At 71.8% G+C, this 17,759-nt stretch carries 21 protein-coding genes; 12 read left to right on the forward strand and 9 right to left on the reverse strand.

The genetic code is table 11. From position 1 onward, the window contains the following. Positions 1 to 160 precede the first annotated feature (160 nt). Positions 161 to 1,207 (forward strand): aspartate-semialdehyde dehydrogenase, encoded by a 1,047-nt coding sequence (gene asd, locus HPS36_RS11450; protein ID WP_137715905.1) that lies wholly within the window; start codon positions 161 to 163, stop codon positions 1,205 to 1,207. A gap of 52 nt (positions 1,208 to 1,259) precedes the next feature. Further along, complete coding sequence (locus HPS36_RS11455; protein WP_173230229.1) at positions 1,260 to 1,466, forward strand: hypothetical protein; 207 nt, start codon at positions 1,260 to 1,262, stop codon at positions 1,464 to 1,466. Between the two features lie 28 nt (positions 1,467 to 1,494). Here HPS36_RS11455 and HPS36_RS11460 read toward each other — a convergent pair whose 3' ends face one another. Then, positions 1,495 to 3,477, reverse strand: coding sequence for a 3-hydroxyacyl-CoA dehydrogenase/enoyl-CoA hydratase family protein (locus HPS36_RS11460; protein WP_173230230.1), 1,983 nt, complete (start codon positions 3,475 to 3,477; stop codon positions 1,495 to 1,497). A gap of 140 nt (positions 3,478 to 3,617) precedes the next feature. Here HPS36_RS11460 and HPS36_RS11465 point away from each other — a divergent pair, with 140 nt between their 5' ends. Further along, positions 3,618 to 4,214 carry a DNA-3-methyladenine glycosylase family protein gene (locus HPS36_RS11465; RefSeq protein ID WP_173230231.1) on the forward strand — a complete coding sequence of 199 codons (597 nt, stop codon included), beginning with the start codon at positions 3,618 to 3,620 and terminating at the stop codon, positions 4,212 to 4,214. 66 nt (positions 4,215 to 4,280) lie between these two features. Here HPS36_RS11465 and HPS36_RS11470 read toward each other — a convergent pair whose 3' ends face one another. Next, entirely contained in the window at positions 4,281 to 4,736 is a 456-nt protein-coding gene (locus HPS36_RS11470; RefSeq protein WP_173230232.1) for a ribbon-helix-helix domain-containing protein, read from the reverse strand. Positions 4,737 to 4,814: 78 nt separating this feature from the next. After that, entirely contained in the window at positions 4,815 to 6,170 is a 1,356-nt protein-coding gene (locus HPS36_RS11475) for a putative ATP-dependent zinc protease (protein ID WP_137715909.1), read from the reverse strand. Positions 6,171 to 6,282: 112 nt separating this feature from the next. Between HPS36_RS11475 and HPS36_RS11480 the strand changes: the two genes are divergently transcribed. Further along, positions 6,283 to 7,320: a succinylglutamate desuccinylase/aspartoacylase family protein gene (locus tag HPS36_RS11480; protein ID WP_173230233.1), complete on the forward strand. Its 1,038-nt coding sequence runs from the start codon at positions 6,283 to 6,285 to the stop codon at positions 7,318 to 7,320. Between the two features lie 28 nt (positions 7,321 to 7,348). Here HPS36_RS11480 and HPS36_RS11485 read toward each other — a convergent pair whose 3' ends face one another. Together HPS36_RS11485 and HPS36_RS11490 are read right to left on the reverse strand one after the other, a co-directional pair. Continuing rightward, complete coding sequence (locus HPS36_RS11485; RefSeq protein WP_173230234.1) at positions 7,349 to 7,861, reverse strand: hypothetical protein; 513 nt, start codon at positions 7,859 to 7,861, stop codon at positions 7,349 to 7,351. A 49-nt stretch (positions 7,862 to 7,910) separates the two neighbouring features. Beyond that, positions 7,911 to 8,678: a pirin family protein gene (locus HPS36_RS11490; protein ID WP_137715912.1), complete on the reverse strand. Its 768-nt coding sequence runs from the start codon at positions 8,676 to 8,678 to the stop codon at positions 7,911 to 7,913. An 84-nt stretch (positions 8,679 to 8,762) separates the two neighbouring features. Here HPS36_RS11490 and HPS36_RS11495 point away from each other — a divergent pair, with 84 nt between their 5' ends. Both HPS36_RS11495 and HPS36_RS11500 read left to right on the forward strand, forming a co-directional pair. Next, positions 8,763 to 9,371, forward strand: coding sequence for a class I SAM-dependent methyltransferase (locus tag HPS36_RS11495; protein ID WP_173230235.1), 609 nt, complete (start codon positions 8,763 to 8,765; stop codon positions 9,369 to 9,371). Beyond that, positions 9,368 to 9,772: a hypothetical protein gene (locus tag HPS36_RS11500; RefSeq protein ID WP_173230236.1), complete on the forward strand. Its 405-nt coding sequence runs from the start codon at positions 9,368 to 9,370 to the stop codon at positions 9,770 to 9,772. The genes HPS36_RS11495 and HPS36_RS11500 overlap by 4 nt, the downstream gene beginning before the upstream one ends. A 72-nt stretch (positions 9,773 to 9,844) precedes the next feature. Here the strand turns inward: HPS36_RS11500 and HPS36_RS11505 are convergent, their stop codons facing one another. Continuing rightward, positions 9,845 to 11,203 carry an OFA family MFS transporter gene (locus HPS36_RS11505; protein WP_173230237.1) on the reverse strand — a complete coding sequence of 453 codons (1,359 nt, stop codon included), beginning with the start codon at positions 11,201 to 11,203 and terminating at the stop codon, positions 9,845 to 9,847. A 347-nt stretch (positions 11,204 to 11,550) separates the two neighbouring features. On the opposite strand from HPS36_RS11505, the gene HPS36_RS11510 reads away from it, so the two are divergent. Beyond that, the gene (locus HPS36_RS11510; protein ID WP_173230238.1) at positions 11,551 to 12,060 is read left to right on the forward strand and encodes a universal stress protein; all 510 of its coding nucleotides are present in this window, start codon (positions 11,551 to 11,553) and stop codon (positions 12,058 to 12,060) included. A gap of 44 nt (positions 12,061 to 12,104) precedes the next feature. Continuing rightward, a complete protein-coding gene (locus tag HPS36_RS11515) occupies positions 12,105 to 13,160 on the forward strand; it encodes an NAD(P)/FAD-dependent oxidoreductase (RefSeq protein WP_173230239.1) in 1,056 nt (351 codons plus the stop codon). Positions 13,161 to 13,292: 132 nt separating this feature from the next. Here the strand turns inward: HPS36_RS11515 and HPS36_RS11520 are convergent, their stop codons facing one another. Continuing rightward, entirely contained in the window at positions 13,293 to 13,580 is a 288-nt protein-coding gene (locus tag HPS36_RS11520) for a hypothetical protein (RefSeq protein WP_173230240.1), read from the reverse strand. Positions 13,581 to 13,918: 338 nt separating this feature from the next. Between HPS36_RS11520 and HPS36_RS11525 the strand changes: the two genes are divergently transcribed. From HPS36_RS11525 to HPS36_RS11540, 4 genes are all read left to right on the forward strand, one after another. After that, positions 13,919 to 14,218 (forward strand): DUF7344 domain-containing protein, encoded by a 300-nt coding sequence (locus tag HPS36_RS11525; RefSeq protein ID WP_121563856.1) that lies wholly within the window; start codon positions 13,919 to 13,921, stop codon positions 14,216 to 14,218. 91 nt (positions 14,219 to 14,309) lie between these two features. Further along, positions 14,310 to 15,230 carry a DNA adenine methylase gene (locus tag HPS36_RS11530; protein WP_173230241.1) on the forward strand — a complete coding sequence of 307 codons (921 nt, stop codon included), beginning with the start codon at positions 14,310 to 14,312 and terminating at the stop codon, positions 15,228 to 15,230. A gap of 116 nt (positions 15,231 to 15,346) precedes the next feature. Then, a complete protein-coding gene (locus HPS36_RS11535; protein ID WP_053772750.1) occupies positions 15,347 to 15,796 on the forward strand; it encodes a universal stress protein in 450 nt (149 codons plus the stop codon). Then, positions 15,796 to 16,605 carry a DUF63 family protein gene (locus HPS36_RS11540; protein WP_173230242.1) on the forward strand — a complete coding sequence of 270 codons (810 nt, stop codon included), beginning with the start codon at positions 15,796 to 15,798 and terminating at the stop codon, positions 16,603 to 16,605. Before HPS36_RS11535 ends, HPS36_RS11540 begins: the two co-directional genes overlap by 1 nt. 13 nt (positions 16,606 to 16,618) lie before the next feature. Here the strand turns inward: HPS36_RS11540 and HPS36_RS11545 are convergent, their stop codons facing one another. Both HPS36_RS11545 and HPS36_RS11550 read right to left on the reverse strand, forming a co-directional pair. Then, the gene (locus tag HPS36_RS11545; RefSeq protein WP_173230243.1) at positions 16,619 to 17,101 is read right to left on the reverse strand and encodes a DUF456 domain-containing protein; all 483 of its coding nucleotides are present in this window, start codon (positions 17,099 to 17,101) and stop codon (positions 16,619 to 16,621) included. 73 nt (positions 17,102 to 17,174) lie between these two features. Continuing rightward, entirely contained in the window at positions 17,175 to 17,756 is a 582-nt protein-coding gene (locus HPS36_RS11550) for a DUF2150 family protein (RefSeq protein WP_173230244.1), read from the reverse strand. Positions 17,757 to 17,759 lie beyond the last annotated feature (3 nt).

Below are 17,759 nucleotides of genomic sequence, written 5' to 3' on the forward strand. Positions count from 1 at the left end.
CCGGGACGGATCGCGCCGCTCGGTGACGGTCCGTCGGGCGCGAGGCGCCATCGCCGACGCATCGTCGTCGGATCGGCCGTTCCGCCGATCCGCCGCCCGCGACCGGCGGAATCGACCCGTATCCGAACGCACTTACGTCCCTGTCACGGACCCACGCGCAATGTCAGTCCGAGTCGGTATCCTCGGCGCGACGGGCGCCGTGGGCCAGCGATTCATCCAGCTGCTCGACGACCACCCGACCTTCGACCTCGCCGCGGTCACGGCGAGCTCGGAGAGCGCGGGCGAGACGTACCGCGAGGCGGCCAAGTGGCGCGTCGACACGCCGATCCCGGCGGACGTGGCCGAGATGGAGGTCGCGGAGACGACCCCGGAGGGGATCGCCGACGCCGACGTGGACCTCCTCTTCTCCTCGCTCCCCTCGGGCGTCGCCGCGGAGGTCGAGCCCGCGTTCCTGGAGGCCGGCTACGTCGTCTCCTCGAACTCCTCGAACGACCGCATGGCCGCGGACGTGCCGCTCACCATCCCCGAGATCAACCCCGACCACCTCGACCTGATCGAGGTCCAGCGCGACGAGCGCGGCTGGGACGGCGCGCTGGTGAAGAACCCCAACTGCTCGACGATCACGATGGTGCCGACGCTCGCGGCGATCGACGAGTTCGGCCTGGAAAGCGTCCGCGTCTCCACGCTCCAGGCCGTCTCCGGCGCCGGCTACTCCGGCGTCACCTCGATGGAGATCATCGACAACGCCATCCCGCACATCGGCGGCGAGGAGAACAAGATGGAGACGGAGTCGCGCAAGCTCCTCGGCGAGTTCGACGGCGCCGAGGTCGCGCTCCACGACGCCGACGTGGCCGCCTCGTGTAACCGGATCCCGACGCTCGACGGCCACCTGGAGAACGTCTTCGCCGAGTTCGCCGAGGACCCCTCCCCGGCGGACCTCCGCGAGGCGATGCGCTCGTTTGAGGGCGTCGGCGACCTCCCCAGCTCGCCGGACCAGCTCATCAAGGTGTTCGGCGAGGACGAGCCCGAGCGCCCGCAGCCCCGCCTCGACCGCACGTACGCCGACGGGATGGGGATCGTCGCCGGCGGCGTCCAGTCGACCGACGCCGGCGCGAAGTACAACTGCCTCGCGCACAACACGATCCGCGGCGCGGCGGGCGCCTCGCTGCTCAACGGCGAGCTGCTCGTCGAGGAAGGGTACGTCTGAGCGCCCCCGTCCGTCACCGATTTGCCGCTCCGGCGAGAGGCTCCCGCCCGTCATGTCGGACCAGACCCGATCCCTCCGCCGGGGCGTCGCCCTCCTCCTGATCCCGCTGTCCGGAGCGACGACGCTGCCCGCGTTCGTCGAGACCGCGCTGCCCGGCCTCTCCGACGCGGTCGGCGCGGTGCTGTTCGTCGCGGCCCTGGCCTACCTCGTCGGCAGCCTCGGGGGCCAGGTCGCCGCCGCGGCGGACACGCCGTTCTGAACGGCGCGCGCGACGGTTCCCGGCCGAGTTACTTCCCTTCGAACTCCGGCTCGCCGTCGCCCATGAACGCCGTGATGCCCTCCATGAGGTCGTCGGTGTTCATCACGTGGCCGAAGCCCATCGCCTCGACTTCGAGGCCGGCCTCGTTGTCGGTGCGACCGGCGTGGATCGCGCGCTTCGTGTACTTCTGGGCGATCGGCGGGCCGCCGGCCAGCTGCTCGGCCAGCTCCCGCGCGCGCTCGTCGAGCTTGTCGTCCGGGACGACCTCGTTGACGAAGTCGTAGTCGGCCATCGTCTCGGCGTCGTAGCGGTCGGCGGTGAGGATGATCTCCTTCGCGCGGCCCTCGCCGACGACCCGCGCGAGCCGCTGCGTGCCGCCCCAGCCCGGCAGCAGGCCGAGGTCGAGCTCGGGCTGGCCCAGCTCGGAGCGCTCGGAGGCGATCCGCATGTCCGCGGCGGTCGCGAGCTCCATCCCGCCGCCGAGGCAGTAGCCGTCGATCGCGGCGATCACGGGCTTGTCCGACGACTCCAGCTTGCCGAACGTCTGCTGGCCCTGTCGGGAGAGCTCGACCGCGTGGATCGGGTCGGCGCCGCCGGCGGCCATGCTCTGGACGTCGGCGCCCGCGGAGAAGGCGCGGTCGCCCGCGCCCGAGAGCAGGATCGCCCGGACCTCGTCGTCGTCGTCCAGCCGGTCGACCGCGTCGGCGAGCTCGTCGAGGACCTCGCCGCTGATCGTGTTCATCCGGTGCGGGCGGTCGATCTCGATGTGCCCGACCCGGCTCTCGGCGTCGACCTCGACGTTCAGCACCTCGTAGTCGGGGCCGTCGTCGGCGTCGCCGCCGCCGTCGCCGCGGAACCCGCCCTCCTCGGCCGCCTCGCGCAGGTAGTCGGTCGCCTCGTAGCGCGCCTCGCCGGTCTCCGCCGCGAGCGCGTCGAGCGTCTCGACGAGGGCGTCGAGCCCCTCCTCGTCCGCCAGCTTGGCCGGGCCGTCGGGGAAGCCGGCGCCGAGCTTCACCGCCTCGTCGATGTCGTCGGCGTCGGCCACGTCGTCGCCGATCAGGCCGGCCGTCTCGTTGGCCATCACCGCGAGCAGGCGGCGGCGGACGTCCGCGTCGACCGCGTCGGTCGGGATCTGGGCGCCGTCGCCGTCCTCGTAGTCGTAGAACCCCTTGCCGGTCTTCTTGCCGAGGTCTTCCGCCTCGACCTTCTCGCCGAGCAGCGGGCACGGGCGGTAGGCGTCGCCGAGGACCTCGTGCATGTACTCCAACACGTGGTACCCCACGTCGATGCCGACCTGGTCGGCCAGCTCGAACGAGCCCATCGGCAGGCCCATGTCGAACTTCGTCGTGGAGTCGACGGCCTCCATCGTCGCGTCGCCGGACTCGACGATCCACGCCGCCTCGTTCATCAGCGGCACGAGGATGCGGTTGACGATGAAGCCCGGGCTGTCCTTCCGGACGCGGACGGGGGTCTTCCCCATCGACTCCGCGAGCCCCTCGATCAGTTCGAGGGTGTCGTCGCTCGTGTGCTTCCCGGAGATGACCTCGACGAGGTCCATCCGCACCGGCGGGTTGAAGAAGTGCATACCGCAGAACCGCTCGGGTCGGTCGGTGACCTCCGACAGTTCGGTGATAGAGAGGCTGGAGGTGTTGGTGACGAAGACGGCCTCGTCGGGGGCGTGCTCGACCACGTCGTCGTACACGTCCTTCTTGATCGCCATCTTCTCGGGGACGACCTCGACGACCACGTCGGCGCCGTCGAGCGCGTCCCCGAGGTCGACGAAGGCGTCGACGCGGTCGAGCGCCGCGTCGGCCTCGTCGTCGCCGATCCGGTCCTTCTCGGCGAGCTTGCCGAGCGACCACTCGATCTGGTCGTACCCCTTCTGGACCAGGTCGTCGTTGATGTCGCGGAGCGACACGTCGTAGCCGGCGAGGGCGGCCACTTCCGCGATGCCGTGTCCCATGTTCCCGGCGCCGAGCACTGCCACGCGCTGGACGTCTTCGAGTTGCATACCCGAACGGTCGGAACCGTCATGGTTGAACGTTTCCATCTTCCAAACGCCAAACTCGAAGTAAGTTTATTCGGGCGGGCCGCCCCCACCACGGCGGTCAGAACCGAATCGTACTCCCGCGTGCGGTCCCGGGTCCCGACATGGACGACCGAGTCGCAGCGACCCTGCGCGAGGACCCGACGATGGCCGCGCTGATCGACCGCCACGGCCCCCTCGACGTCGCGCCCGCGGACGACGAGTTCGCGCGGCTCTGTACCTCTATCGTGAACCAGCAGCTCTCGACCGCCTCCGCGGCGGCCATCCACGAGCGGTTCGTGGACGCCCTCGGCGGCGACCCGACGCCCGCCCGCGTCCTCGCGGCCGACGAGGCGGCGCTGCGCGAGGCCGGGCTCAGCGCCACGAAGGTCGAGTACCTGCGGAACGTCGCCAACGCCTTCCGCGACGGCGGGCGCGACCTCACTCGGGAGGGGCTGGCGGACCTGAGCGACGCGGCCGTCGTCGATCGTCTCACGGAGATCCGCGGCGTGGGCGAGTGGACGGCGCGGATGTACCTGATCTTCGCGCTCGGCCGCGAGGACGTGCTGCCGCTCGGCGACCTCGCGGTGCGGAAGGGGATAGAGCAGGTCTACAACGACGGCGAGGAGCTGTCGCGGGCGGAGATGCGCGAGATCGGCGAGGCGTGGCGCCCCTACCGGAGCTACGGCACGCGGTACGTCTGGGCCGAGTACGAGTCGTGAGCCGGCGACGGGCCGGTGACGGGCCGGCGGCGGTCGAGCGCGGGGCGTCGGTCGCGGACGCGCGGGTCAGTTGGCCTCGCTGCCCTGTCGCGGGCGCCGCCCCTCGCCCTCGACCGGCGCCGGGTCGTCGCCGGCGGCGTCCTCCCGGTACAGTCGGAGCAGCTCTTCGAGGAGGACGGCGTGCCGGTCGCCCGGGACGTACTGGTGGTCGATGAAGTCCTCGGCGTCGCTGAACCGCCCGCGGAGCGCGAGCTTCCGGACGAACGCCACCGAGTCGAAGAACGGCGGCTCCCCCGTCTCGCCGTCGTCGCCGCCGAGCTTCCGCTCCGTCTCGGGGATCACCTCCGCCTCGATCGCGTCGTAGTCGATCGTCGACGGCTCGTACTCGTCGAGCGTCCGCGAGAGCACGTAGTCGGCGGAGAACCGATAGAACTCCGACTTGCTCTCGAACTGCCCCTCGTCGACGAGCGATTCGATCTCCTCGACGACCGGCTCGGGGAATCGAACCGTGCTCTTCACCATATGCCGTCACATTGACACCCCCGGTCTTATACCTTCGCCAGACGAGCCCGGCGCTCGAACCGGCGCCGACAGGGCGGTTTACTCCTCCTCTTCGAGGATCTCGCCCGCCTCGCCGCGCTCGGCCTCGTCGGTGTCGGCGCGCCGGCGCACGTCGACCCGGTAGTCGGTGAGGATGTCGCGGCCGAGCAGCAGCGGGTACTCCATGTGCCCGCGGTCCTCGACGCTCGCGGTGACGGTGTGCTGGTTCCCGCCGATCCCGATGACGAGGTCGACGACCGGGCGGGCCTTGCCGCCCTTCACGCTGCCCGACTTGACGCGCGTCATGCTCTTGATCGGGCCGGCGCCGATCTCGGCGGCCAGCTGGGTGTCGATGCTCGTCCGGGTCGCGCCCGTGTCGGACTTCGCGAGCGCCTGCGTCGAGCCGGAGGTGCCGGTGACGACGACCTCCTCGATGTAGCCGATGTCGGGCTGCTCGGTCGTGCTCGGCTTCGGGGCGGGCGCGCAGGACGGGCGCGAGTCGTCGAGCGTCGCGGCGACGCGCTCGACCGCCTCGTCGTCCACCTCGCCGCCGACCGTCTCGATCGCGTGCTTCGCGATGTACGGGGCCGGGCTCGTCCCGGTCGCCTCGAAGAGGCCCTTGAACCCGGCGGTGGGGTTCACCTCCAGCACGTACCAGCCGTCGTACCCCTCGACGAGGTCGACGCCGGCGTAGTCGAGGCCCATCACCTCGGCGGCGTAGAGGGCGGTGTCGGCCGCCTCGTCAGGCATGTCGTCGGTGGCGTCCTCGACCGCGCCGCCGAGCGCGACGTTGGTGCGCCAGTCGCCCTCGGGCGCGTAGCGGTACATCGACCCGACGATCTCGTCGCCGACGACGTACACGCGCAGGTCGCGGTGCTTCTCGTCGTCGCGGTCGATGAGCTTCTGGAGGAACGCCTGCCGGTTGCCGACCTTCGGGTTCACCCGCTCCGTGAGGTCCACCTTCCACGTCCCGCCGCCGTGGGTGCCGATCGCGGTCTTATACACGCCAACGTCGCCGAACCGCTCGCGCCCCTCGTTGAGGCGGTCGTTCGACAGCGCCAGCAGCGCGTCGGGCACGCGGATGTTCCAGTCGGCGAGCGTCGCGGCCGTGGCGAACTTGTGGATCGACGCCAGCACCGCGTTCGGCTCGTTCAGCATCGGGCGGATGCGTTCGAACGTCGCCGCCAGCCCTAGCAGCTCCGCGGGCTGGTCGGTGTTCGACAGGAGGAGGCGGTTCGCGATCACGTCGACCGCGGGCTCGACGGAGACGTCGCCGTCCTCGACGCTGACGGCGGCGTTCTCCTCGCGGAGCCACACCGGCTCGTGGCCGAGATCCTCGACCGCGTTACAGATCGCCTTCGTCTCCTTGCTGTTGTGCAGCGACAGGACTCCCACCCGAACCGGGTCCGAACTCATAGCGACTCCTGCGCGGGCGTGCCTAAAAGTTCGACCGATCGACTCGGCCGACCGGTCGCCCGGGGAGGGACGGGTCGCCATATATATAGCCCGCCCCCCGCTCCGCTCAGGCATGAGCGACGACCGGGCGTTCACGTACAACGGCGGGGCGGTGCCGCCCGGCGACACGCAGAACATCCGCTACGGCATCAGCGAGACGTACCTCGGCGACCCGGTTCGGATCCCCGTCACCATCGTCAACGGCGAGCGCGACGGGCCGACCGCGTTCCTCACCGCCGCGGCCCACGGCGACGAGCTGAACGGGATCGAGGTCGTCCGCGAGGTCGCCCACGAGTGGGACCTCTCCGAGCTGGCCGGCACGCTCGTCTGCCTCCCCGTGCTCAACGTCCCCGGGTTCCTCGCGCAGCAGCGGTACCTCCCCGTCTACGACCGGGACCTGAACCGGTCGTTCCCGGGGAAGCCCGAGTCGACCAGTTCGAAGCGCATGGCCTACCAGATCTACGAGAACTTCATCGCGCCGTGCGACTTCGGGCTCGACTTCCACACCTCCACGCGCGGCCGGACGAACATGCTCCACGTCCGCGCGGACATGACCGACGAGGCCGTCTACCGCCTCGCGATGGCGTTCGGCTCGAAGGTCGTCATCGACAGCGACGGGCCGAGCGGCACCCTCCGCGGCGAGGCGACCGACGACGGCATCCCCACGATCACAATCGAGATGGGGGAGGCCCACCGCTTCCAGCGCCCCCTCATCGACGACGCGCTCGACGGGGTGCGCTCCGTGTTCGCGGAGTACGGGCTCCTGGAGACCGACGCGGTGCGCTGGCCCGGCTGGCGCACCATCGTCGCCGGCGCGGGCGAGAAGACGTGGCTCCGCGCCGACTCCGGCGGCATCGTCGACACGCACTTCGAGAGCGGGTCGCTCGTCCGCGAGGGCGAACGCATCGCGACGATCACCAACCCGTTCAAGGAGGACGCGGTCGCGGTCGAGGCCCCGTTCACCGGCCTCCTGATCGGCCTCCTGGAGAACCCGGTCGTCTACCCCGGCAACCCCCTGTGTCACCTCGTCGAGATCGGCGAGTCGACCCGCCGGGCGATCGAGGCCGGCGACGCGCCCAGCCCGGTCGGCCAGCCGACGCCGTCCGAGTGAGTCGGTCGGTCGCGCCGTCGCGGCCCCGTCACTCCCCGCCGAGCCGTCCCCGGAGTCCGACCGCCGCGCCGGCGACGACCGCGAGGAACCCGATCAGGAACGCCGCCGGCTGGAGGAGGACGCGCTGCGCGACGACGGCGCCCGGCTCGCGCTCGACGGTCCGCGTCCAGAACTCGTACCGCTCGCCGTCGCGCTCGACGATCAAGATTCCGTCCCCGAGCGTCGGCTCCGTCGGGTACGACAGCGAGTCGACGCGCTCGTCCGGGCGCTCGACGCCGAAGCCCCCCTCCGGCGAGTCGCGAGCGCGGTCGAACGCCGCTCGGGCGTCGGGCGAGAGGTCGGCGTACGCGACGACGGCGTCCGAGGCGTTCGAGCCGTTCGCCGGCGACTCGAAGCCCGCGACGGACCCCTCGGTCACCGGCTGGACGGTGTGCGTGTACGCGGGGGTCGGCTCGCCGACCGAGACGGGGAGGAACAGCGGGTTCGCCATCAGGAGGACGCCGAGCGCGACGAGCCCGGCGGCCGCGAGCGGGGTGCGCATACGTCGCGTTCGGCGGGCCGAGAGTTGAGCGTTCGGGGTCGCCGCCGCGCTACCGACCGATCGTCCCCTGCCGCGTCACGGGCGCGTCGGGGTCCATCAGGAACGCCACGGCGGTCGCGCCCTCCCCGCCCGCGGTCACGGTCGGCGGGGCGCCGTCGCCGGTCCAGAGGACGCTCTCCGTCTCATCGAGCGCGACGCCGTCGACGTCGACGGCGCCCTCGAAGACGTACACGTAGGCGTCGCGCCCCTCGATCTCGGGGAGCGTCGCGCCCGCGTCGGCGTCGAGGCGCACGTCGTAGCAGTCGACCGCGTTGCGCACGGTGAACGGGTGGTCGGCGCCCGCGGGCGCGAACACGCGGCGCCACTCGTTCGGCTCGGGGTCGGGCAGCGGCCCGTGCTGGATCCCGGGTTCGAGGCCGAGCTCGTGCGGTCGGACGAATATCTGGAGCATCCGGAGCGGCGGGTCGTCCGCGAGCGTCTCCTCGGCGTGCCAGAAGCCCGACCCGGCGTTCATCACGAGCAGGTGTTCGGGGTCCGTGACCAGCTCGTTGCCCTCGCGGTCGTCGTGGCGCATCACGCCCGCGGGGACCCACGAGACGATCTCCTCGTCGCGGTGCTGGTGCATCCGGATCAGCGTCCCGGGGTCCATGAACGACTCGACGACGGTCGAGAGCGGCCCGTAGCCGTGGTCGTCGTGGTCCGGCACGTTGCGGCCGGGGAAATTGAACCGGGTGCGGAACTTCCCCTGGTTCTGGAAGACGTCGGAGCGCGGGGCCGGGTGGAGCCCGCGGTCGGCGGCGGTGGGAGTGGAGTCCATTACCAATTGGTAAAATCTCCGCCGGCAAAAGCCGTCCGGTGGGGGCGACGCGCTCTTTTGTCCCGCGCACCTCGGTCCGGTACCGTGACGACCGTCCTCTCGGAGCTCGACCGCCGCAAGCGCGACGACCGGCCGGACGGGACGTTCTACGAGGAGCCGCGGTTCGTCACCCATGCGGACGACGCGTTCCTCGACCGGCTCACCGCGCTGTACGACTCCGTCACCGAGCCCGGCGACCGAGTCCTCGACGCGATGGGCAGCTGGGTGTCGCACCTACCCGAGACCGACTACGAGCGCGTCGTTGGCCACGGGCTCAACGAGGCCGAACTGGCCGCCAACGACCGCCTCGACGAGTTCGTCGTCAGCGACCTCAACGCCGATCCGTCGCTCCCGTTCGCCGACGGGTCCTTCGACGCCGTTTGCTGCGCGCTGTCGGTCCAGTACCTCCAGTACCCGGGCCCCGTGTTCGCGGAGTTCGCCCGCGTCCTCGCGCCCGGCGGGACGGTCGTCGTGAGCTTCTCGAACCGCATGTTCCCGACGAAGGCCGTCCGTGCGTGGCGCGCCGCCTCGATGACCGAGCGCGCCGACCTCGTCGAGCGGTACCTCGACGCGGGCGGGTTCGCGGTCGCCGATCGGATCGCCGAGCGGCCGGGCGAAGACCCGTTCTACGCCCTGGTGGGGACGCTCTCGTGACGCCTCGCCGCGTCGCGGCCGGGGCCTTCGACCTCGCGCTCGCCCTGACGCTCGGCGCGGCCGCGCGGCTGGCGCACGTGTTCTGGTACCGCCTCTTCGAGACGAGCGTCGCCGTCGACCTCGCCGGCTCCGTCGCGCTCGGCGCCGTGTTCGGCCTCGGCCACGTCCTCGTCGCCTCCGGCGACCGCGTCTTCGGCCCGGTGGGGAGCACCGTTGACTCGTGGGTGTGGCGCCCCAGACGCGTCGCCGCCGCGGGCGCGGTCGGCTTCCTGCTCCACGCGTCGATCGCCCCCGCGTTCACGCCGTTCGGCCTCGAACCGGCGGGCGTCAACGCGGTGCTCGCCGCCGGCGGCGTCGCCGTTGGGCTCTGGTCGCTCGCGGTCCGCCGGGCGGCGCGATAGGGGTAGGCGGACGCGGTAGTGGCCGGCTAACGCGGTAGAGGAATCGGGCGGGGAACGCGCCCGTTCCCCTCGTCAGTCCGCCGTGGACGGCGCGGACTCCAGCCCGGAGCCGCTGGGCGGGCGGAGGACGAACACCGCCGCCCCGGCGGCGAGCGCGAGCGCGCCGCCGAGGAGGAACGTCGGGTTCCAGCCGAGGCTCGCGACGAGGTAGCCGGCGACCGTCCCGGAGAAGACCCCGCCGCCGACCTTCGCGGTGTACAGGACGGCGTAGTTGCCGGAGGAGTTGGCCGAGCCGTAGTAGTCTGCCAGCAGCGACGGGAAGAAGACGTACAGCGGCGAGGAGAAGAACATCGCGCCGAGGACGAACGCGACGAAGACGGCGCCGTTACCCGCCTCGCCGGCCGCCACCAGCCCGACCCGGAAGAGCCCGGCGAGGAGGAACGAGCCCGCCATCACGCGCTTGCGGCTGAAGCGGTCGGTCGCCTCGCCGAGGATCAGCCGCGAGACGCCGGCCGCGACGGGGAGCAGCGTCGCGGAGAGCGTCGCGACGAGCGCCGCCAGCCCGAAGTTCTCCGCGAACCGGACCACGTTCGCGATGACGAGGAGGTCGGCGCTCGCCATCGCGATGAACATCGCGTACAGCAGCCAGAACTGCCAGGTCGAGAGCATCTCCCGCGTCGAGTAGTTGCGGCCGCGGATCGAGGCGGCCAGCCCGTCGTCACCCTCGTCGCCGTCGTCGTCCCCGTCGCGGTCCAGCCAGTCCGTCGGCGGGTCCCGGAGGAGGAACGAGCCGACGAGCGTCACGACCAGGATCCCGATCCCGATGTTGCGGAGCACGTCGCTGTACGCCGCCACGGTCGCGTTCGCCCGCACGTACGGGACCACGAGCGCGCTCCCGGCCGCGAACGCCATCGTCCCGACCCCAGTCGTCAGCCCGGTGCGGTCGGGGAACCACTTGACGGCGGTGTTGACCGCGACCGTGTAGACGATGCCGACGCCGACCGCGCCCAGCGAGTACAGCAGGTACAGCTGCCACAGGCTCGTCGCGTACGCGAGGCCGATGTACCCGCCGCCCGCGAGCACCGCCGCGAGGAAGGTGAGCGCGCCCGGCCCCCGGCTGTCCCGCCACTTGCCCGCCGGGAACTGCGAGAGCGACTGGAACACGACGTAAAACGAGAACACCGCGCCCAGCGCCGGGAGCGCGATGTCGAGGCCCTCGGAGAGCGCCGGCGAGATGGACGACCAGACGTACTGGTACGGGCTCACCGCGGCCATCATCCCGGCCGCGGCCGCGATCTGCCACCACCGGGAGAAGCCGAGCGTGTCGGCGGCGCGCGCGGCGTAGTCGACACCGCCCGTCGACCCGTCCCCGGCGGCCGTCGCCTCTGCCTCCCCGTCGGCGTCTCCCGCCATCGGTTCGCCCTCACCCATCGTCGTCCGTCGTCCGCGTGGTGTCGGTCTGTGTCATGACGTGCGTACCCCCTGTCGGTCCGCCTCTCGGCACCGCTCCCCCGGTTCGGGGAGTTCTCGTTTCCACCCACCGCGCTCGCCGACTAAAACTCGTCGCTGCGGTCGGTCCCCGCAAGTCGCTCGTCGGCCCGGAACCGCCCGCGGTGGGCCGGCGGCGAGTCACCGCCCGGCGGCGGTCGCGACCGCTCACGCGCCGCCGCGAATAAATTATGATAATCGTCTATCCTGTCGAAAATTGTTAAGAGGACGCCTCTCGTAGCCGTATTCGAACACGGGGCGTCACCCGACCGACGCCCGAACCCCACACCATGTCCACCGACACCGACGCCGCCGACCCGCGCGACGGAACCGCGACCGCGTCCCGCGACGCCGACCGCCCCGCCCAGTCGCCCGGGACGGGGCGCTTCGAGCGCGTGCTGGTCGTCACGACCGACGACCCCGCGGGACGGGCCGCGGCCTCGGCGGCCGTCGACCTCGCGGCGACGCACGGGGCGACCGTCGACGCGCTGTACGTCGTCGACACAACCGAGGGCTGGGACATGGTCGTCGAGCGCCGCGAGCGGGCCGGCGAGGAGCTCGTCGAGGCCGCCGCGGACGCGGGCGCGGCCGCCGGCGTCGAGGTGGAGAAGTGGTTCCGCTACGGCACGCCGCACCGGGAGGCGGTCGACTTCGCCGCCGCGCACGACGCGGACCTCGTGGTGGTCGGCGCCGCCCGCCGGACCGGGCTCGACCGCCTGCTCCACCCCGATCCGGTCCCGGCCCGCGTCCGGCGCGGCGTCGACGTCCCGGTCATGGTCGTCGGCCCGGACGACGACTGACCCGCGCGGCGACCGGTTAAGTGGTCGCGGTCCCTACGATCGGTGTGACCCACGTAGGCATCGTCGGCGCGGGCGCGGGGGCGGCCGCGGCGGCGTTCGTCATCGACGGCGCGGTCCCGGACGCGGACGTGACGGTCTTCGAGAAGTCCGGCGGGCTCTGCGGGCGCGCGGCCACCCGGCGCCACGAGGAGCTCACGTACGACTACGGCGCGAACTACCTGAAGAGCGACGACGACCGCGTCGTCGAACTGATTACCGAGACGCTCGACGACGAGGGGCTCGTCGACGTGACGGAACCGGTGTACACCTTCGAGGCGGACGAGACCGTGTCGCCGGGCCGGGACGCCGACGACCACAAGTGGAGCTACCGGCGGGGGCTCACGCAGATCGCGAAGCGCCTGTTCGGCCGCACCGACGCGACCGTCCACCGACGGACCCGGATCGAGACGGTCCGACGCCTGGACGGCGCGGCCGACGGCGACGGCCGCTGGGAGCTCGTCGACGCGGACGGCGAGACGCGCGGGCCGTTCGACGCCCTCCTCATGAACCCGCCGGCCCCGCAGACGAGGGACCTCCTCGCGACCGCCGAGTGGGACGACCCGGTCCGCGAGACGCTCGTCGAGGCCGTCGGCGAGGTCGAGTACGGCAGCGTCTGGACCGCGGTCCTCCGGTACCCGTTCGAACTCGACGTGCCCTACTACGCGCTCGTCAACACCGACAAGGAGCACGCCGTCGGCTGGATCTCCCGCGAGGAGTGTAAGCCCGGCCACGTCCCGGACGGCGAGACGCTGCTCGTCGTCCAGGCGAACGACGCCTGGTCGACGGCGCGCTACGACGAGGACCCGGCCGAGAACGTCGCCGCGCTCGCGGAGCACACCGCCGACATCGTCGGCGACGAGCGGTTGGCCGACCCCGTGTGGACCGACCACCAGGGATGGCGCTACGCGCTGCCCGAGGGCGGGGTCGACCGCGGCCCGGTAGACTCGGCGCGCGACGCGGGGCTGTACCTGCTCGGCGACTGGGTCGCCGGCGAGGGACGGCTCCACGCCGCGCTCGCGAACGGGCTCGACGTCGGCGAGCGCGTCGCGTACGGTATCTGAGGGAATCGACGAGAAGGAAATCCGCGGCGAGTCCGCGGCCGCCCTCGGCGTCACCGCTGGGCGAGCGAGTCCCTTCGAAAAGCTGTTCTGCGGTAGTTCGGCGGCGGTTCGGCCGCACGCCGGTCGTTCGCGTTAGTTCCTCGTGATCCGGTACTCGACGGTTCCCAGGCCGGGGAGCGTGAGCGTCCGGACGCGGCCGCTGCGGCGGCGCAGGGTCCGCAGGACGGACCGCGAGACGACGGCGAGCGCGACGGTGCCGGTCAGCAGCGCGACGGTCGCGACGGGGTACGCGAACGCGACGAACGGTGCGACGACGAGCGCGAGGAACGCGAGCGTCCCCAGCGGCGAGCGGCTGCCCGGCGGCGAGTCGGCGCCGATCGGCCGGTGCGTCTCCGCCGAGGTGATAGAGCCTTGGTACATATCTCACCGTACACGCTCGGCCGACTAAAACCTTTCACTTTCCAAATAAGTTTTGAGAAACGGTACCACACGTCACGCATTTAAAACATCTGAAACGGTTGTTTACGGGGTGTAAATAGTACCATGGTACTCGTTGGTACACTTCTCATATTTCTGTGAAGTGTCGGCAACGAGCGGCCGTTCGGCGCGGGTTCTCTTCCCTCGCCGGCCGGGGCGACCGGTCGCGGACGCCGGCGTCGCGTCACACGCCGTCGAGCGGGCCGACGAGGCGGGGAACGGGTTCGGCGGTGCTTTTATTTCGTTACGACCGCTTTCGTAGATACGAACGGAGCCACACAATGACACTCGACACTCCCACCACCGATCCAGCGGCCGTCGTCTCGGCGCCGGAGCGCAGGCGCGCGGTCGCCGCCCTCGCGGACGGCGCCGTCGAGACGGTCGCGGATCTGCGCGTTCGCGGACGGGCCGACGAGATCGCCGCCGAACTCCGCGAGACGCACCTGCCGGCCTTAGAGGAGGCCGGTTACATCGAGTGGGACCGCGAGGCCGGGACCATCGAGCCCGGTCCCAACTTCGAGGAGGCCGCGAGCCACGTCGACGACCTCCCGATGCCGGGCGTCGAAGCCTCCGACGACTGACCGCCGCGGGCGGTCGAACGGGTGCGGGACCCCGCCGCCCCGGACGCGGCCCGGGACGTTTATCCCCGGGCGCGGGCGACACCCGACAGCGATGGCCGAGCCGATCCTGAAGTGGGCCGGCGGGAAGCGACAGCTGCTCGACGAACTGTACGCCCGGTTCCCGGCCGAGTTCGGCCGGTACCACGAGCCGTTCGTCGGCGGCGGCGCGGTCTTCTTCGACCTCGAACCCGCCCGCGCGACGGTCAACGACGCGAACCCGCGGCTGGTGAACTTCTACGAGCAGGTCCGGGACCGCCCCGACGAGCTGATCTCGCGGCTCGCGTCGTTCGACGACCCCGAGAGCGACCCCGACCCGGCCCTCCCGTACGCCGAGGAGACGGCCCGCGGCAGGGAGGTGGACGCTTACTACTACCAGCAGCGCGCGCGGTTCAACCGCCGCCCCTACGAGGGCTCGTTCGATCCCTTGGAAGAGGCCGCGCTCCTCCTGTACCTCAACCGCACCTGCTACAACGGGCTCTACCGCGAGAACGCGGACGGCGGGTTCAACGTCCCGATCGGTCGGTACGCAGATCCCGACTGGGTCCAGCGGGACCGGATCCGTCGGGCGAGCGACCTGCTCGCCGACGCGGAGATCCGCAACGGCGACTTCGCATACGTCCTCGACGCGACCGAGCCCGGCGACGTAGTCTACTTCGATCCCCCCTACGAGCCGATGAGCGCGACCGCGAACTTCAACGAGTACAGCGCCGACGGCTTCGACCGCGAGGACCAGCGCCGCCTGCTCGACGTCGCCGGCGAGCTCGACGACGCCGGGGTGTGGGTCGTCCTCTCGAACAGCGGCGTGATGTACGACGCCTACGCCGAGGCGGGGTTCCGGGTCGACCGCGAGGGCGCGACCCGCGCGATCAACAGCGACGCGGACAACCGGGACGCGGTCGACGAGATCGTGGCGACGAACGTCCCGCCCGCCGAGCGCCGGGAGGCGGGCCAGCGCGAGCTGTCGGGGTACTGAGCCGGCGGCGGCGCGCCGCCGGGCCACCCCGGTACCGCGGTCGCCGCCGTCGGTTTCGGGCCCCGGCGCGGGGCGTTGGGGCGGGCTTTTTGACCTCCCCCGCCGACGGGTCGGGTATGACCGATCTCGACATCGACCTCGTCCTCGTGCCCGTCGACGGCAGCGAGGAGTCACACGAGGCGGTCGACTACGCCATCGCGCTCGCGGCGGAGTACGACGCGAGCGTCCACGCGCTGTACGTCCTCGACGAGGAGGTCGTCCGCGCCATCGACCACGGGGTGGTCGACGAGAGCGAGGTGGCCGACGACTCCGAGGCGTTCACCGACTCCGTCGCCCGCCGCGCGGACGCGGCCGGGGTGCCCCACAGCAACTCCATCGCCTACGGCTTCTCTACGTCGGTGAAGACGGTCCACCCGGGGAGCGTCGTCCTCGACACGGCCGAGGAGCTGGAGTCGGACTTCATCGTCGTCCCGCGCGAGCCCGTCTCCGGCGACCCCGGCGAGGTGCTGGGGAAGGCCGCCGAGTACGTGCTGCTGTACGCGAGCCAGCCCGTCCTGTCCGTCTGATGGTCGGCGGCCTCCTCCCCACGGGCACGACGCTGCCGCCCCTGCCGCACCTCCTCGCCGTCCTGCTCGCGACCGGCGGAGTCGTCGTCGCGCTCCGCCGCCGTCGCCCGCGGGTCACCGCGCGGCGCGTCCTCGCGCTCGCCCCGTGGATGGCGCTCGGCTCCGCGGCCCACGTCCTCTACGTCGTCGACGCGCTCCCGCCGCTCCTCGCCCCGTTCGCCGGTTCGCCGACCGTCTACCTCACCGTGGGGGCGCTCGCGGGCGCGGCGTGGCTCGCCGCCGACGCCGCGCGGCCGGACCGCGTCGCGCCGACGCTCGCGGCCCTCGGCGCGCTCTGTCTCGTCCCCGTCGTCGCGGTCGCGGTCGGCACCGGGATCTCCCCGGTCGGCGCGCGCTGGTCGACGGTCGCGCTCGCGCTCACCGTCCCCGTCGCCGGCGCCGCCTGGGCCGGGCTGACGCGGCTCCGCCCGGAGGCCGCGGTCACCGGCTCCGTCGGCGCGCTCGCGGTGTTCGGCCACGCGCTCGACGGCGTCTCGACCGCGGTCGGGACCACCCAGCTCGGATTCGGCGAGCGCACGCCGCTCTCGCGGCTCCTGCTGGAGGTCGGCGGGCTGCCGTCGCTCCCGGTGATCGGGGAGGGGTGGCTGTTCCTCCTCGTGAAGCTCGCGGTCGCGAGCGCCGTCGTGTGGCTGTTCGCGGCGTACGTCCGCGAGACGCCGGCCGAGGGGTACCTCCTCCTCGGGTTCGTCGCGGCGATGGGGCTCGGCCCGGCCGCGCACAACCTCATCCTGTTCTCCGTGGCGGCGTGAGGCCGAGCCGGGCTCAGACGACCGCCAGCGCGAACGCGACCGTGACGCCCGCGAGCAGGACGGCCTGGACGAACGCGCTGGCGAGGGCCCCGACCACCGCGTAGGCCGCCTGCCGGGCGGCCTCGCGCGTGTCGCCGTCGTGTTCGTCGAGGGCGGCGACGAAGACGGTGCCGCCCAGCCCGACGACGAGCCCGATCGGCCCGAGCGGGATCAGGAGCACGATCCCGATCAGCGTCCCGACGACGACGGTCCGAGTCGAGGCGCCGCCGAGCCGGCCGGAGACCATTCCGGACACGAGGTCCGCCGCGGAGGCCAGCAGCGAGACGGCGACGAGCGCGACCAGCGCGGGGAGGCTCGGCTCGGCGAAGCCGGTGGTGTACGCGTAGCCGACGACCGTCAGCGCCGCGAGGACGCCGCCCGGCACGAACGGGACGAACGAGCTGGCCGTCCAGACGACGAGGAGGGCGATCGCCAGGCCGGCCGCGAGAGAGACCATGCGGACTCGACGCTACGGGCGCTGAAAACACTTCACCTCGATCGACCCGGCGGGGGCGGGTCCGGCGACGCCGTCAGTCCTCCTCTTCGACGACTTCCGGGTCCTCGATGGCCGACTGGAGGGAGTCGAGCCCGTTGACCCACTCGGAGACGAGGCCGTACTCCAGGTCCTCGACGAGTTCGATGTCGAGCGCCTCGCCGTCGATGACGCGCGTGCCGGCCTGGACCACGTAGCCGAGCGCGGCGTCGAGGTCGTCGCCCTCCTCGGCCTCGGCGGCCGCGCGCACGAACTCGCTCACGTCGCCGTCGACGACGCCGCCGACGACGTACTCCTCGGCCGCGTAGAAGACGGGGACGAGCGAGGTCTGGACGCCGTCGATCAGCATCACCTTGTCCTCGTCGTCGAACTCCACGTCGGCGAGGACGATCTCGCGGATGTCGCGGACCTCCTCGACGGCGCGCTCCTCGCCGATGCGGTCGTCGTCGAACGCCGCGAGCACCTTCACCACGGCGATCGCCGCGTCGTCCTGGAGGTTGAGGAGGAGGCGCGCCGAGTCCTCGTTCTCGGGGTCGAGCTCCTCTTCGGCCAGCCTGTCGAGCCAGTTCTGCCAGCGTTCGTCGGTATAGAACGTTTCGACGGCGTCGTCGTCGGTCATGTG

Source organism: Halorubrum salinarum (genome assembly GCF_013267195.1).
Taxonomy (GTDB): Archaea; Halobacteriota; Halobacteria; order Halobacteriales; family Haloferacaceae; genus Halorubrum; species Halorubrum salinarum.

Excerpts from the sequence above, each read along its gene's own strand:
- asd (WP_137715905.1), top strand. The coding sequence starts at position 161 with ATGTCAGTCCGAGTCGGTATCCTCGGCGCGACGGGCGCCGTGGGCCAG.
- HPS36_RS11455 (WP_173230229.1), top strand. The coding sequence starts at position 1,260 with ATGTCGGACCAGACCCGATCCCTCCGCCGGGGCGTCGCCCTCCTCCTG.
- HPS36_RS11460 (WP_173230230.1), bottom strand. The coding sequence starts at position 3,477 with ATGCAACTCGAAGACGTCCAGCGCGTGGCAGTGCTCGGCGCCGGGAAC.
- HPS36_RS11465 (WP_173230231.1), top strand. The coding sequence starts at position 3,618 with ATGGACGACCGAGTCGCAGCGACCCTGCGCGAGGACCCGACGATGGCC.
- HPS36_RS11470 (WP_173230232.1), bottom strand. The coding sequence starts at position 4,736 with ATGGTGAAGAGCACGGTTCGATTCCCCGAGCCGGTCGTCGAGGAGATC.
- HPS36_RS11475 (WP_137715909.1), bottom strand. The coding sequence starts at position 6,170 with ATGAGTTCGGACCCGGTTCGGGTGGGAGTCCTGTCGCTGCACAACAGC.
- HPS36_RS11480 (WP_173230233.1), top strand. The coding sequence starts at position 6,283 with ATGAGCGACGACCGGGCGTTCACGTACAACGGCGGGGCGGTGCCGCCC.
- HPS36_RS11485 (WP_173230234.1), bottom strand. The coding sequence starts at position 7,861 with ATGCGCACCCCGCTCGCGGCCGCCGGGCTCGTCGCGCTCGGCGTCCTC.
- HPS36_RS11490 (WP_137715912.1), bottom strand. The coding sequence starts at position 8,678 with ATGGACTCCACTCCCACCGCCGCCGACCGCGGGCTCCACCCGGCCCCG.
- HPS36_RS11505 (WP_173230237.1), bottom strand. The coding sequence starts at position 11,203 with ATGGGTGAGGGCGAACCGATGGCGGGAGACGCCGACGGGGAGGCAGAG.
- HPS36_RS11510 (WP_173230238.1), top strand. The coding sequence starts at position 11,551 with ATGTCCACCGACACCGACGCCGCCGACCCGCGCGACGGAACCGCGACC.
- HPS36_RS11520 (WP_173230240.1), bottom strand. The coding sequence starts at position 13,580 with ATGTACCAAGGCTCTATCACCTCGGCGGAGACGCACCGGCCGATCGGC.
- HPS36_RS11525 (WP_121563856.1), top strand. The coding sequence starts at position 13,919 with ATGACACTCGACACTCCCACCACCGATCCAGCGGCCGTCGTCTCGGCG.
- HPS36_RS11530 (WP_173230241.1), top strand. The coding sequence starts at position 14,310 with ATGGCCGAGCCGATCCTGAAGTGGGCCGGCGGGAAGCGACAGCTGCTC.
- HPS36_RS11535 (WP_053772750.1), top strand. The coding sequence starts at position 15,347 with ATGACCGATCTCGACATCGACCTCGTCCTCGTGCCCGTCGACGGCAGC.
- HPS36_RS11540 (WP_173230242.1), top strand. The coding sequence starts at position 15,796 with ATGGTCGGCGGCCTCCTCCCCACGGGCACGACGCTGCCGCCCCTGCCG.
- HPS36_RS11545 (WP_173230243.1), bottom strand. The coding sequence starts at position 17,101 with ATGGTCTCTCTCGCGGCCGGCCTGGCGATCGCCCTCCTCGTCGTCTGG.
- HPS36_RS11550 (WP_173230244.1), bottom strand. The coding sequence starts at position 17,756 with ATGACCGACGACGACGCCGTCGAAACGTTCTATACCGACGAACGCTGG.